General features: G+C 69.5%; 14 protein-coding genes, 1 tRNA gene and 1 pseudogene. 5 read left to right on the top strand and 11 right to left on the bottom strand.

What is annotated here, in order from left to right:
* Nucleotides 1-35: 35 nt before the first annotated feature.
* Nucleotides 36-566: a YbhB/YbcL family Raf kinase inhibitor-like protein gene (locus tag WU80_RS13540; protein WP_055403384.1), complete on the bottom strand. Its 531-nt coding sequence runs from the start codon at nucleotides 564-566 to the stop codon at nucleotides 36-38.
* Nucleotides 567-595: 29 nt separating this feature from the next.
* On the bottom strand, nucleotides 596-1,942 hold the full coding sequence (locus WU80_RS13535; protein WP_156349553.1) for a M20/M25/M40 family metallo-hydrolase: 1,347 nt from the start codon (nucleotides 1,940-1,942) through the stop codon (nucleotides 596-598).
* 115 nt (nucleotides 1,943-2,057) lie between these two features.
* Between WU80_RS13535 and WU80_RS13530 the strand changes: the two genes are divergently transcribed.
* The 5 genes and pseudogenes from WU80_RS13530 to WU80_RS13510 form a co-directional block, all read left to right on the top strand.
* A tRNA-Leu gene (locus tag WU80_RS13530) sits at nucleotides 2,058-2,143 on the top strand.
* Nucleotides 2,144-2,611: 468 nt separating this feature from the next.
* Nucleotides 2,612-4,261 (top strand): PP2C family protein-serine/threonine phosphatase, encoded by a 1,650-nt coding sequence (locus WU80_RS13525; RefSeq protein ID WP_055403386.1) that lies wholly within the window; start codon nucleotides 2,612-2,614, stop codon nucleotides 4,259-4,261.
* Entirely contained in the window at nucleotides 4,258-5,349 is a 1,092-nt protein-coding gene (locus WU80_RS13520; RefSeq protein ID WP_055403387.1) for a B12-binding domain-containing protein, read from the top strand. The genes WU80_RS13525 and WU80_RS13520 overlap by 4 nt, the downstream gene beginning before the upstream one ends.
* Nucleotides 5,346-5,717 carry an STAS domain-containing protein gene (locus WU80_RS13515; RefSeq protein ID WP_055403388.1) on the top strand — a complete coding sequence of 124 codons (372 nt, stop codon included), beginning with the start codon at nucleotides 5,346-5,348 and terminating at the stop codon, nucleotides 5,715-5,717. Before WU80_RS13520 ends, WU80_RS13515 begins: the two co-directional genes overlap by 4 nt.
* Before the next feature lie 15 nt (nucleotides 5,718-5,732).
* A pseudogene (locus tag WU80_RS13510) lies at nucleotides 5,733-6,416 on the top strand (phosphoribosyltransferase); the annotation flags it as partial.
* Between the two features lie 3 nt (nucleotides 6,417-6,419).
* Here WU80_RS13510 and WU80_RS13505 read toward each other — a convergent pair.
* The 9 genes from WU80_RS13505 to WU80_RS13465 form a co-directional block, all read right to left on the bottom strand.
* Entirely contained in the window at nucleotides 6,420-6,752 is a 333-nt protein-coding gene (locus WU80_RS13505; protein WP_055403390.1) for a hypothetical protein, read from the bottom strand.
* Between the two features lie 96 nt (nucleotides 6,753-6,848).
* Nucleotides 6,849-7,658, bottom strand: coding sequence for a DivIVA domain-containing protein (locus WU80_RS13500; RefSeq protein WP_055403391.1), 810 nt, complete (start codon nucleotides 7,656-7,658; stop codon nucleotides 6,849-6,851).
* A 262-nt stretch (nucleotides 7,659-7,920) separates the two neighbouring features.
* Nucleotides 7,921-8,211, bottom strand: coding sequence for a YggT family protein (locus tag WU80_RS13495; protein WP_007170773.1), 291 nt, complete (start codon nucleotides 8,209-8,211; stop codon nucleotides 7,921-7,923).
* A 145-nt stretch (nucleotides 8,212-8,356) separates the two neighbouring features.
* Nucleotides 8,357-8,998, bottom strand: coding sequence for a cell division protein SepF (locus tag WU80_RS13490; RefSeq protein WP_055403392.1), 642 nt, complete (start codon nucleotides 8,996-8,998; stop codon nucleotides 8,357-8,359).
* A gap of 71 nt (nucleotides 8,999-9,069) precedes the next feature.
* Nucleotides 9,070-9,858, bottom strand: a complete 789-nt coding sequence (locus WU80_RS13485; protein ID WP_055403396.1) for a YggS family pyridoxal phosphate-dependent enzyme — start codon at nucleotides 9,856-9,858, stop codon at nucleotides 9,070-9,072.
* Between the two features lie 5 nt (nucleotides 9,859-9,863).
* Nucleotides 9,864-10,571, bottom strand: a complete 708-nt coding sequence (pgeF, locus tag WU80_RS13480; RefSeq protein WP_055403393.1) for a peptidoglycan editing factor PgeF — start codon at nucleotides 10,569-10,571, stop codon at nucleotides 9,864-9,866.
* A 102-nt stretch (nucleotides 10,572-10,673) separates the two neighbouring features.
* A complete protein-coding gene (ftsZ, locus tag WU80_RS13475; protein WP_055405771.1) occupies nucleotides 10,674-11,825 on the bottom strand; it encodes a cell division protein FtsZ in 1,152 nt (383 codons plus the stop codon).
* Between the two features lie 227 nt (nucleotides 11,826-12,052).
* Nucleotides 12,053-12,967 carry a cell division protein FtsQ gene (ftsQ, locus tag WU80_RS13470; protein ID WP_055405676.1) on the bottom strand — a complete coding sequence of 305 codons (915 nt, stop codon included), beginning with the start codon at nucleotides 12,965-12,967 and terminating at the stop codon, nucleotides 12,053-12,055.
* A 29-nt stretch (nucleotides 12,968-12,996) separates the two neighbouring features.
* Nucleotides 12,997-13,492, bottom strand: a 496-nt coding sequence (locus tag WU80_RS13465) for a glutamate ligase domain-containing protein (protein ID WP_304437994.1), incomplete at its 5' end; no start/stop codon positions are given.

Raw genomic sequence — 13,492 nt, 5'->3', positions numbered from 1 at the left:
AATGATACAACCGCCCGCCGACAAGTCGGCGCGAGCTACTTCTGCTCGTAGATGCCGTGGATGACGGCGCGCGCGATCGCGTGCTGGAACAGGTTGAAGCCGAGGTATGCGGGGCTGGCGTCCTCGCCAAGGTCGAGCTTGTCGACGTCGACCGCGTGCACCGCGATGTAGTAGCGGTGCGGCCCGTGCCCCGGCGGCGGAGCGGCACCGATGTAGCGGCGCATGCCCGCGTCGTTGACCAGGGTGAGCGCTCCTCCGGGCAGGTCGCTGCCGTCGCCGGCGCCCGCGGGCAGCTCGGTGACGTCGGCGGGCAGGTTGGCCAACGCCCAATGCCAGAATCCCGAGGCCGTCGGCGCGTCGGGGTCGTAGACGGTAACGGCGAAGCTGCGGGTCTCCCCCGGGAATCCCGACCAGCTCAACTGCGGGCTGACATCTTCTCCGCCCGCGCCCATGATCCCGCTGACCTGCGGCTGGGCCAGCGACTGGCCGTCGGTGACCGATTCCGATGTCAGCGTGAACGTCGGCAGCTGCGGCAGCGCGGCGTACGGGTCGGGCGCGGTGCTCATGGGCGATCCTCTCGTTACCTGTCGTGTCTTCAGCAGTGTGTCAGGAAGTGTTCCAGCACATCGGTGCCGAACCTCAGCGCATCCACGGGTACCCGCTCGTCGACCCCGTGGAACAGCGCGGTGAAGTCGAGGTCCGGCGGCAACCGCAGCGGGCTGAAACCAAAACAACGAATACCCAAGCGGGCGAAGGACTTTGCGTCGGTACCGCCGGAAAGCATGTAGGGCACCGTGCGTCCCTCGGGGTCAAGGGCCAGCACGGCGGCGTTCATCGCGTCGACCAGGTCGCCGTCGAAGCTGGTCTCGTACGACTCGAAGTCCTTGATCCACTCGCGCGTGACGTCGGGCCCCAGCAGTTCGTCGATCTCGGCTTCGAACGCCGCTTTACGGCCCGGAAGAATTCGGCAGTCGACCACCGCTTCCGCCACCGCCGGGACGACGTTGGCCTTGTACCCGGCCTTGAGCATCGTCGGGTTCGCGGTGTCCTGCAGCACGGCCTTGAGCATGCGCGCCATGGGGCCGAGCTTTTCGATCGCTCCGGCCAGATCGCCCGACGAGACGTCGAACGTCAGCCCGGTCTCCTCCTGGACGGCGGCCAGGAACTGGGCGACGGTATCGGTCAGCACGAGCGGGAACTGATGCCGGCCCAGCCGGGCGACCGCCTCGGCGACGGCGGTGACGGCGTTCTGGTCGTGCACCATCGATCCGTGTCCGGCCGGGCCGCGGGCGGTCAGCCGCATCCACGACAAACCCTTCTCGGCCGTCTCGATCAGATACAGCCGGCGTTCGCCGCCGTCGCGGCGCGGCACGGTCAGCGAGAACCCGCCCACCTCACCGATCGCCTCGGTGACGCCCGCGAACAGGTCGGGCCGATTGTCGACAAGCCATTGCGCGCCGAAGCTGCCGCCGTGCTCCTCGTCGGCGAGGAACGCGAACACCAGGTCACGCGGCGGCACGATCCCGGCCCGCTTCAACCGCCGGGCGACCACGATCATCATGCCGACCATGTCCTTCATGTCGACCGCGCCGCGGCCCCACACGAAGCCGTCCTTGACCGCGCCGGAGAACGGGTGGACGCTCCACTCGGCCGGCTCTGCCGGCACCACGTCGAGATGCCCGTGGATCAGCAGCGCGCCCCGCGAGCTGTCCGCACCCGCTAGCCGGGCGATCACATTGCCGCGGCCTGGAGCCCCCGACTCCACGTATTGCGGCAAGTAGCCGACCTCGGCGAGCTGCTCGGCAACCCACTGCGCGCACTCGGCCTCGCCCCGCGTCGTCTCCGGTTCGCCGGTGTTGGTGGTGTCGAACCGGATCAATCTGCTGACCACCTCGACCACGTCGTCACTCGGTTCGGCCGGGAACGCGGTCTGGTCGGTCACAACCACCTTTCCTACCACTGCCGAGGCCGCTCGGCTCGGCGCTGAGCGGCCCTACTGGATTGGGTCGGCGTGAGACAATCCGATAGCCTTAGCTGCCAACCCATGCGGTTGGCTTGTCCGAGTGGCGGAATGGCAGACGCGCTAGCTTGAGGTGCTAGTGCCCTACTAATGGGCGTGGGGGTTCAAGTCCCCCCTCGGACACGCGACTGAGGCGAGGGACATGAAAGCCCGCGTTGATGTCCGAGCCGATGGAGTGTGTTGAGCGGCGAAGCCGCAATCACACGCGACTGAGGCGAGGGACATGACCGCTCGCGTTCATGTCCGAGCCGATGGAGTGTGTTGAACGGCGAAGCCGCAATCACACGCGACTGAGGCGAGGGACATGAACGCCCGCGTTCATGTCCGAGCCGATGGAGTGTGTTGAGCGGCGAAGCCGCAATCACACGCGACTGAGGCTATAGAGTGTGTTGAGCGGCGAAGCCGCAATCACACGCGTGGCGCAGGCGATGAAGAAGGGGCCTGCCGCAGTCCCGCGACAGGGGTCGAGAAAAGGCTCCTCCGCTGCACCTTCGAGGCACGGCCAGCGCGAACGAAGCTGTCCTGCAATCAAGTACGTGCGCATTCGGCGAACGAGCCGAACCGCAATCCCCGCGTTGACAGGTCAACCGCATGCATGATGGTGCCCACCTAGGCGTCGAGATCGACCTCGACGCGCTGTGGGCGGCCGTGCCCTGTCCCACGGTGGTCATCGATCGCGACGGAGTCATCCGGGCGCTGAGCGGGTCGGCCGGAGCCCTGCTCCCCGGCGCGTCGCAGGGGGGCCGGATCGACGCGGTCGACTGGCTGGCGCGCGCACACCATCGTCTCGTCCAACTTCCCCCCGGCACGGACGCGTCCGTCGTCTCGGGAAGCGTGGGAAGCCGGAAGTTCGACGCGCACGCCGCGGTGTTGCCCAGCGGCGAGGTGGCCTGGTCGCTGGTCGAGGACACCGGCCAGCTGTTGCGGGAGGCCCAAGAGGCGTTGGCGCGCGAGCAGGAGCGCGCGGCGATCCTGCTGGAGGCGTCCTCGGTGTTGACGGCGTCGCTCAATGTCGACCGCTGCCGGGAAGCGACGGTCCAGATGGCCGCACAGCACCTGGCGGACGCGGCGGCGCTGGTGGCTCCCGCCGGCCATGGCCGGCGACTGCCGGTCTTCTACAGCGGCGCGGCCGGCGCGGTGGAGCAGTGCAGCATCGACGCGGACCCGGCGGCGGTGGCGGGCTTGAGCGAGGCGCTGCACGGGTTCCCTCCGGTCTCGTCGGGCTGGATCGACCCGGTAACCATACCGGATTGGCTTGTCCCCCAACATTTCTCGGGTCCGATCGGGTCCGTCATGATCCTGACGCTGCCCGGGCACGGGGGCTCGGCGGGGGCTTTGGTGTTGCTGCGCCGCGCCGATCGGCCGGTGTACAGCGCCGACGAAGAGATCTTCGCCGGGTTGTTCGCCGCCCGGGCCGGCGCGGCGTTGTCGGCCGCGCGGCTCTACGCGGAGCAGGCCGCCATCACCCGCACCCTGATGCGCGACCTGCTGCCGCCGCCGCTGCACGGGCTGCACGGCATCGAATTCGCCGGTGGGTACCGGGCTTCGAAGGATTACGAGGTCGTCGGCGGCGACTTCTACGACTTCCACCCCGCGGCGAGCCCCGAGGACGAGACGCTGGTGGTGCTGGGCGACGTGTGCGGCAAGGGGCTGGAGGCCGCGGTGATGACCGGCAAGATCCGGAACACGCTGCAGGCCCTGACGCCGCTGGCGGAGGACCACGAGGGCGTGCTCACGCTGCTCAACCGCGCCATGCTGTCGTCCGATCACACCCGGTTCGCCACGTTGGTGCTGGCCTCGGTGGCCTACCGCGACGGTCAGGTGGTGCTGCGGTTGACCTCCGCCGGGCATCCCGCGCCGTTGATCGTGCGCGACAACGGGCAGGTGGAAGAGGCCAACACCAAGGGCACGCTGGTCGGGGCGCTGGAGCGGATCACCGTGCAATCGTGCGAAACGTCCCTCGCTCCGGGCGAGACGTGCGTGCTGTACACCGACGGAATCACCGAAGCGCGCGGGGGCCCGCTCGGCGACGACTTCTTCGGCGAGCAACGCCTGGCGGACGCGCTGACCGGCTGTGCCGGAATGCCGGCCGAAGCGATCGTCGAGCGCGTCCTGATGCTGACCACGCAATGGGTGGGGCAGCGCGTGCACGACGACATCGCGGTCGTCGCTATCACCGCCCCGCGGCGCACCCACCTGTCCGCCGTGGATGGCCACACCCGGGGCAGGTACGTCGCGTGAGTTCCTTCGACACCGACGCGGCGGCCGCGGCCAGTGCCGCCGACGAACTGCTCATCCGCGAGCGGCTGTGGGGGGCGCTCGCCGACCGCGACGAGTACGCGGCCGCGGCCACCGTGTTCGCCGCCCTGGAAGCGGGCATGACGCCCGAGGACGTGCTGCTGGAGGTGATCGCCCCCGTGCAGCACCGGGTGGGCGCCGAATGGGCAGCCAACCGGATCAGCGTCGCGCAGGAACACGCGGCCACCGCCATCAACGACCGCGTCATCGCCGCCTTGGCTCATCACGCCGCCAGCAAAGTCGTAGCCCACGGCGGCCGGGTCGCATTGGCGTGCGTCGACGGTGAGTGGCACGCTTTGCCGGCCAGGCTGCTCGCGGAGGTCCTGCGGCTGCGCGGCTGGCAGGTCGACTTTCTCGGGGCGCAGGTCCCCACCCCGCACCTGATCGCCCACGTGCACGAGCACGGCCCCGATGTCGTCGCACTCTCCTGCTCGATCCCCACCCGGCTGCCCAACGCGCACGCCGCCATCGTCGCGTGCCAGTCCGCCGGCTTCCCCGTCCTGGCCGGCGGCGCCGCCTTCGGCCGGGACGGCCGCTTCGCCCGCCAGCTGGGCGCCGACGCGTGGGCCCCCGACGCGCGCACCGCCGAGGAGCGGCTGCGCCGCGGATTCCCAAGCGTGCGCCGCGCATCCAGCCGCCAGCCCGTCGATGACCTGCCGCACCTGGTCGACCAGGAATACACGATGGTGAGCCGCAGCGCGGCGCAGCTGGTGAAGTCCACCCTGGCCGATATGGAGGACCGCTTCCCCGCCGTGCGGGCGTACTCGACGCTGCAACGGCAGCACACGGTCGAAGACATCGCCCACATCGTCGACTTCCTCACGGTGAGCCTGTACACCGACGACGACGCGTTGTTCACCGACTTCGTCACCTGGACCGCCGACATCCTCGCCGCGCGCGGCGTTCCGGCCGCGTCGCTTAGCCCGGCGCTGGATTTGCTGGCAGCCCAGCTCCACGAGTTCCCCCGCAGCCAGCGGCTGCTGCGTTCAGCAAACGATGCCCTCGTCGCCTGCCCAGGAGCGCCCGAATGAACCTATCCCTGAGCGTCGCCACCACCGAGCGGTCGGCCCGCGTGCACGTGTCGGGTGACTTGGTCTACGAAACCGTGGACGCGTTGGTGGGCACCACCGGTGAGCTGCTCAACCTGCAACCCGCCCCGGCGCACCTGCATCTGGACCTGGCCGAGCTGGTCTTCTGCGATTCGGCCGGCCTCTCCGGCCTGCTGCTCATCCATCGCCGCAGCTCCCAGGCGGGGGTGCGCCTGCACCTGGACAATCGGCCGCGATTCCTCGACCGCATCCTGGACGTCACCGGCACTTTCGAGCACCTGGTCAGCGGGCCCGACGCCGACGCGGGAAGCCAGAACCAAAACGCCCCGGGAGAGACGCGGGTTCGCTGACCGGCCTAGGCTGGACTGCGACCGATGACACCCGACGGCTTTCTCCGACGTTCTTCGACGCGCACGTTCCACGACCGTGGCGAGGCCGGTCGCGCGCTGGCCGAACAGCTGATGACCTATCGCGACCGAGATGACGTTCTGGTCTTCGGCCTGGCCCGCGGCGGCGTGCCGGTGGCCCGGGAGATCGCCGCGGCGTTGCACGCGCCGCTCGACGTGTTCCTGGTTCGCAAGCTCGGGGTGCCCCGCTGGTCGGAACTGGCGATGGGCGCCTTGGCCAGCGGCGGTGGCGTGGTGATGAACGACGACGTGGTCTCGAGCCTGCGCATCACCGACGAGCAGGTGCGCGAGGTGATCGAGAGCGAGACGGCAGAACTCGCGCGGCGCGAGCGGGCGTATCGAGGCGGGCGCGCCCCGGCCGATCCGCGCGGCCGGGTGGTGATCTTGGTCGACGACGGGATTGCCACCGGCGCCAGCATGCTGGCCGCGGTCCGGGCGGTGCGGGCCGCGGGCCCGAAGTCGATTGTCGTGGCGGTGCCGGTGGGACCGGCGTCCACCTGCCGTGAGCTCGGGCTCGAGGCCGACGAGGTGGTTTGCGTGACCATGCCGCCCGGGTTCGAAGCGGTCGGCCAGGTCTACGCCGATTTCCACCAGGTCAGCGACGACGAGGTGCGCGAGGCGCTGGCCGCGCCCACCGGCTGAGTGCTACTTGGCGGCCTCGTCGCCGCGGCCCTCCGCCGGAACCGTCGACTGTTCGGTGGCCTCGACTTGCTCCGACGGCTCGGGGCCGGCCTCGGGTGAGGCTTCCTCGGGATAGTCGACGGCCTCTTCTTCCCCGGCGCCCGCCTCGTCCTGGGCCTGGTCGGTGACACCGGCGTCACGCCGCTGCCGCTCCTGCAACGCGTCGATGATCAACAGCACCACGCCGAGCACGCTGGCGCCGATGCACACCCAGGCCACCAACTCGTTGCTGGTGACGACGGCGAACACCAACGCGACGAGCCCGACCAGGGCCAGCACCAGCGCAATGATCAGCATCGGTCATCCTCCAAGCGACGAGCGGGACAGCCAGTTCTTGTGCAGGCTCAGTGTGCCAGCCGCGCAGTCAGGCGAGTGTCCGGCACGGCCGTGGAACTAGTTGTTACCCCGGTTGAATTGGTCGAATCCGCCGGCGTCGGCGCTGGAGTCGACGGGCGCCGCCGATCCGCGCTGGCCGAGCTCTTCCAGCTGGGATTCCAGGTAGGTCTTGAGCCGGGTGCGGTACTCCCGCTCGAACGTGCGCAGCTGCTCGAGCCGGCCTTCCAGGACGGTGCGCTGCTGGTTGATCGTTCCCATGATCTCGGAGTGCTTGCGTTCGGCGTCGGCCTGCAGGGCGTCGGCCTTCTCCTGGGCCTGGCGCAGCTGGGTCTCGGAGCGGGTCTGCGCGTCCGCGAGCATCGCGTCGGCGCGCTGCCGGGCCTCGGTGACCGTGGTCTCGGCGGTCTGGCGGGCCTCGGTGAGGATCTGGTCGGCGTTGGCGCGGGCGTCGGCCAGCATCTTGTCCGACTCCGCCTTGGCGGTGCTGGTCAGCCGGTCGGCGGTGTCCTGCGCGAGGCTGAGCACCCGGGCGGCCTTCATGGCCTGCTCCTCGTTGGTGCCCTGGGAGGCGGCGGGTGCCGCCGCCGCCGGTGCCGGCTTGGGTGCCGGCTCCGGCTCGGCGACCGGAATCGCCTGCGTGGGGGCGGCGGCCGCGGCGGGAGCGGCGCTGGCGCCACCGCCGGCGGCCAGCTCGTGGTCCAGCTCCTCGATCCGCTGACGCAGATCGCTGTTCTCTTCGATGAGCCGCGTCAGCTCGGCCTCCACCAGATCGAGGAAGGCGTCGACCTCATCTTCGTTGTAGCCCCGCTTGCCGATCGGTGGCTTACTGAACGCCACATTGTGGACGTCGGCTGGTGTAAGCGGCATTGTTTCGTCCCCTCAAGATCCTGTCTAACGTTCCCGAAAGTGTAGAACGCAGTGGTAGCCGTCGTGCAACTGCCGTCCATCCTGTCACACCAGGCGCGACGGTTGCTGTTTAGGCCAATAAATAAGAACCAATTGCAAACGCTGAGAGCAATAAAATCCGAATCCTTAGAATTTTTAAATCGCGGGCATCAAACCGAGGCTGAAACGTATCCGAACCGTCTCCGGCCCGGAAGGCGCCCTGCCGCGAGGGGGCGGAACCGGGCTACGCCGCGGCGCCGAACGCCAGTTGCATGCCGATGAACGCGACCAGCAGCAGCACCATGATGGACAGGTCGAACCGGACCGCCCCGATGGTGAGTTGTGGGATCAGCCGGCGCAGCAGCTTCACCGGCGGATCGGTGATGGACATGATGATCTCGAGGATCACCACCGTGATGCCGGTGGGATGCCAGTCCCGGCTGAACGAGCGGATGAACTCGACGACGACCCGAGCGATGAGCAGCAGCCAGAAGATGAACAGCGCAAACCCAAGGATCTGAAAGAACAGCACCAACTGAAGAGCCCCGACCTTACCGATGAGATGTCAAGCGCCGCGGGCTTGCGCGGCGCCTGCCAGCGTACCGACTCCGGGCGCCCGGCCACATCTCAACCGGCCCGGCCGCCGGAAGCGGTGACCGACGGCCGCCGACGAGCCGCGGTTATTGGTAAGCGTAGAAGCCGGTTTCGGCGATCCGCCGACGCTCTTCGGGCGACACGTCGACGTCGGCGGGCGAGAGCAGGAACACCTTGGTCGCCACCTTGTCGAAGGAGCCGCGCAGCGCGAAGGCCAGGCCGGCCGCGAAGTCGACGAGACGCTTCGCGTCGGCGTTGTCCATCGACACCAGGTCCATGATGACCGGGGTGCCGTCGCGGAACCGCTCGCCGATGGTGCGGGCTTCGCTGTAGTCCTTGGGCCGCAGCGTGGTGATCTTGGAGAGCGGGTGGCCCTCCTCGAACATCATCGCCATCCGGCGCGGGTCCATCGCCAGCGCGCCGCGGGTGGAGTTGCGCAGCCAGGACCCGAAGCGGGGCCGGCCCATCTCGGGCCGCTCGAACTCGCGGGGATGGACGGCGCCGTAGCGCGGCTCGTCACCGTAGCCGCCGCGGTAGCCGGCCGGCGGCGGGTAGTCGCCGGGCTCGCGCGGGTCGTCGTAGTCGCGCCCCTCGTAGCGGCCGTACCCGTCGTCGAAACGCGGCCGCGGGAAACCGCGGGACGGAGCGTGGTCGTCGTAATACTCGTCGTCGTAGTCGTCCATCGGGGCCATCCCGAAATAGGCCTTGACTTTGTGCAGTGTGCTCATTGCGTTGACCCCTTCTAGCCCTTCTAGCCCCTGTTGGTTGGTGTCAGTGATGAAGATGTGACTACAGTGACTTAATACGGTGACGGTAGCGGCCGCGGACCCAATAGCGCGGTACCGACACGCACACACGTGGAACCGTGTTTGACGGCAATTTCGAAATCGTCGGACATGCCGGCGGACAGGCCGACGGCGTTCGGATGGGACTCCAGGACGCGCAGGTGCTCGGTTCGCAGGCGCTCGAAGGCGGCATCGGGATCCGAGCCCAGCGGCGGGATGGCCATCAGCCCGGCCAGTTCCAGGCATTTTGACTCCTCGGCCTGCGCGCACAGCTGATCGACGGCCCCCGGGGCCGAGATGTCGACGCCGCCCCGCGCCTCGTCGCCGTCGAGGCTGACCTGAACGTAGATCCGCATCGGATCGGCGCGCCGGCCCTCCGCCAGGGCCGCCGACACGCCGCGGTCGAGCGCGCTGACCAAGTGCGTGCTGTCGACCGAGTGCGCGGTGTGCGCCCAGCGGGCGACCGAGCGGGCCTTGTTGCGCTGAATGTGGCCGACCATGTGCCAACGCAGGCCCGGAGTATCCGACCGCGACGGGGCCGCCAACAGTTTGGTGACTTCGCTCACTTTCGCCGACGCTTCCTGGTCCCGCGATTCGCCAACGGCCCGGCAACCCAATCGGGACAAAGTCACCACATCGGTTGCTGGAAAGAATTTGGTTATCGGCAGGAGTTCGATTTCACCGACATTGCGCCCCGCGGCTTCCGCGGCGGCCGCAAGGCGCGAGCGCACGGCCGCTAATGCGTGGGTCAATTCCGTTTCGCGGTCGCTGCCGCTGTCTGGGGTCGGCCTTCCTACCGTCATCGCGGTCATTCCATCCAGACCAGCGAGGCCAGTCGCCCGGTCGGCGCGCCCCGACGATGGCTGAACAACGCCGGGTCGTCCACCGTGCACCGGGGATCGGAGTCGATCGCCGTGACGCCCAATTGCTCTAGCTGGCAAGCGATTCCGACCCTTAAGTCGAGTCCGGGAGTGCCCGCCGCGGTGGTGGTGCGGCTGCCGGGCAACGTGGCCTCGACCTCGTCGGCCATGGCCGCGGGTACCTCGTAATTTCGCCCGCTGACCGCCGGGCCCAGCAGGGCCGAGATGTCCTCGGCGTGGGCCCCCAGCGCCAGCATCGCCTCCACCGTGCGGGGCACCACCCCGAGCTGGGCGCCGACGCGGCCCGCGTGCACCGCCGCGGCCACACCGGCGCGCGCGTCGCCCAGCAGCACCGGTACGCAGTCGGCGGTCACCACCGCCAACGCCAGTCGCGCGGTGGTGGTGACCAACGCGTCGGTGTTGTCGACCGCGACGGGCCGCGGCCCGTCGACCACCTCCACCCGGTCGCCGTGCACCTGGTTCATCCACACCACACGCTCGGGCTTGAGGCCGATGGCCGCGGCGAGCCGCTTTCGGTTGGCGGACACCGCCGCCGGATCGTCGCCGACGTGGTCGCCCAGGTTGAAGGTGTCGAACGGCGGGCCGGAGACACCGCCGGCGCGGGTGGTGGTTACCCGCCGGATGCGCACGCTCACCCCCTCAGTATCCGGAGCGCACCGCCTGCCGACGGGCACCGCCATCCGGCCCCCTATGTTTCTTGGCCGGTTCGTCGCGCAGCGGCAAGCAAATCGAGACCCTCAACGGCGCATGAACGGCGGCACGTCGACATCGTCGTCGTCCCCGCCGATATTCAGCGTGGCGCCGTTGGTGTGCACCGGCACGCTGACCGCGTCCACGGGCTCGAAGAGCGTCGAGGTGAGTTTGCCGGCCTTCGCCGACTCGATCCGGTGCGCGCCGGCCTTCTCGGCGGCGGCGCCGCCGATGACCGGCTTGCGGCCGGGTCCGGTGGCGTCGAAACCCGCGGCGATCACGGTTACGCGCACCTCGTCGCCCAGCGAGTCGTCGATGACCGTGCCGAAGATGATGTTCGCGTCCTGGTGGGCGGCGTCCTGCACCAGCGAGGCGGCCTCGTTGATCTCGAACAGCCCCAGGTCGCTGCCGCCGGCGATCGACATCAGCACGCCCTGGGCGCCCTCCATCGAGGCCTCCAGCAGCGGCGAGTTGATCGCGATCTCGGCCGCCTTGAGCGAGCGGCCCTCGCCGCGGGCCGAACCGATGCCCATCAGCGCCGTGCCTGCGCCCGACATGATGCCCTTGACGTCGGCGAAGTCGACGTTGATCAGGCCCGGGGTGGTGATCAGGTCGGTGATGCCCTGTACGCCGTTGAGCAGCACCTCGTCGGCGCTGCGGAACGCGTCCATCAGCGACACCGCCGCGTCGCCCATCTGCAGCAGCCGGTCGTTGGGGATGACGATCAGGGTGTCGCAGCTCTCGCGCAGCGCGGCGATGCCGCTTTCGGCCTGGTTGCCGCGCCGTTTGCCCTCGAAGGAGAACGGCCGGGTGACCACGCCGACGGTCAGCGCGCCCAGCTTGCGGGCGATGCTGGCCACGACGGGCGCGCCGCCGGTGCCGGTGCCGCCGCCCTCGCCTGCGGTGACGAACACCATGTCGGCGCCGCGCAGCAGCTCCTCGATCTCGTCCTTGGCGTCCTCGGCGGCCCGGCGGCCCACCTCCGGGTCGGCTCCGGCGCCGAGCCCGCGGGTGGAGTCGCGGCCCACGTCGAGCTTGACGTCGGCGTCGCTCATCAACAGCGCCTGCGCGTCGGTGTTGATCGCGATGAACTCCACGCCCTTGAGGCCCTGCTCGATCATCCGGTTCACGGCGTTGACGCCGCCGCCACCGATACCCACGACCTTGATGACGGCCAGGTAGTTATGCGGGGGGGTCATCATTCGTTTTCCTCCCTGGTGGGCTCAGTTCTTCGCGACGGGATTGCTCGGAGAACGTTCGCGGTCCGCCCTGGCAAACCCTCAACCTCAACCATAGAGTTAGAGTTATGTCAAGTAGTTCCGCGCAACCAGAACGGTATGGGCATGGCGCGCCCTAACCACGCAGGCGCGCCGACGCGCGGCTCGCAAATTTTTCTGTTGCCACCGTCACAATCCGGCGGGCGCCCCTACTTCACCGTGGGCAGGTCGGGGCTCGAGACGTCGTAGGTCCGGCCGGGCTGGGTCAGCAGGGCGGCCAGCTTCTCGGCCTTCTCGTCGGTGCGGTCGGTCGTTCCCCAGATGATCACGCGCCCGTCGCCCAGGGTCAGCGTGATCGAGGCCACCGAGGGGGCCGCGATCCGGCCCACCTGACCCGCGACCTCGGGTCGCAGCGCGGTCAGCACCTGCAGGGCCGCCTTGGTGGCCGGGTCGGTGGGGCCCGGATCGGCGACGTCGAGGTAGGGCAGCGCCGGGGGCGGCGGCCCCGTCGCGAAGTCGACGCCGTCGCGGTCGAACAGGTGCGGGCCGTCGGGAAAGTCCTTCACCGCCACCGCAACTCGCTCGACGATCGTGATGCGCAGCGCCGACGGATACTGGCGCTGCACGCGGGCGCTGGCCACCCGCCGGATCGCCGCCACCCGATCGGCGACCTGGCTGGTGTTGATCTGCAGCAGCGGCGTCCCGGGCCGCACCCGCGCGGCGTCGAGCACCTCTTCCCTGGTCACCACGCCGGTGCCGATGACCACGATGTTGCGGGCCGACATCGCCGGCGTGAAGTAGAGAATCAGCGCGAGCCCGATCCCGAGGACGACCAGGAGCACCGTCACCAGCAGCATCTTCAAGCCGCGCACCACGCCCCGGGCGACGGGCTTGGGCTCGTCGGCCACGCGGCCGCTGACCCGGCGTTTGGCCTCGCGGCGGGCCTCTTCGATGGCGGTGGCGCGCGCCTGGGCGGCCCGGCGTTCGGCGCGTTCGCGGCGGGCCCGCCGGCGCGGCCCCTCGAATTCGTCCGGCTCGGGCGTGATCTCGCCCTCGGGCCCCCCGACGAATATCGGCTCGGTGGCGGCCTCCCCGGCCTCGGGTGGCCCGCCGACCTCGCCCAGATCGCTCGGCGTCGCGTCGTTCGGCTGGGTCACCGCGGCGCCCCCGGCCGGCCGGGCGCGCTGCGGTTGTCCCGGATCCGCAGCTCGGTCACGATCTCCGGGCCCAGCAGGGTCACGTCACCCGCGCCCATCGTGACGATGACGTCCCCGGGCCCGGCCGCGGCCGCCACCTGCTCGGGGACCGCGGAGAAGTTCGGCAGGTAGCGCACCGGCACGCTGACGTGCTCGGCGACGCTGGCGCCGCTGACGCCGGCGAGCGGTTGCTCACGCGCGCCGTAGACGTCGAGGACGAACACCTCGTCGGCGGCATCGAGCGCGCGGCCGAACTCTGCCGCGAATTCCTTTGTGCGCGAATACAAGTGGGGCTGAAACACCACCACGCTGCGACCGCCGCCGCTCTGCTCGAGGACCGTGCGCACCGCGGCCAGCGTGGCGCTGATCTCGGTGGGATGGTGAGCGTAGTCGTCGTAGACGCGCACCGACCCGGCGTTGCCCACCAGCTCGAACCTGTCTCTTATACACATC

Origin of the sequence: Mycobacterium sp. UM_11, assembly GCF_001414075.1 — a bacterium.
Classification (GTDB): Bacteria; Actinomycetota; Actinomycetes; order Mycobacteriales; family Mycobacteriaceae; genus Mycobacterium.
Note: the sequence above shows the minus strand (reverse complement) of the source record. Positions and strands in the feature narration are given on the sequence as shown.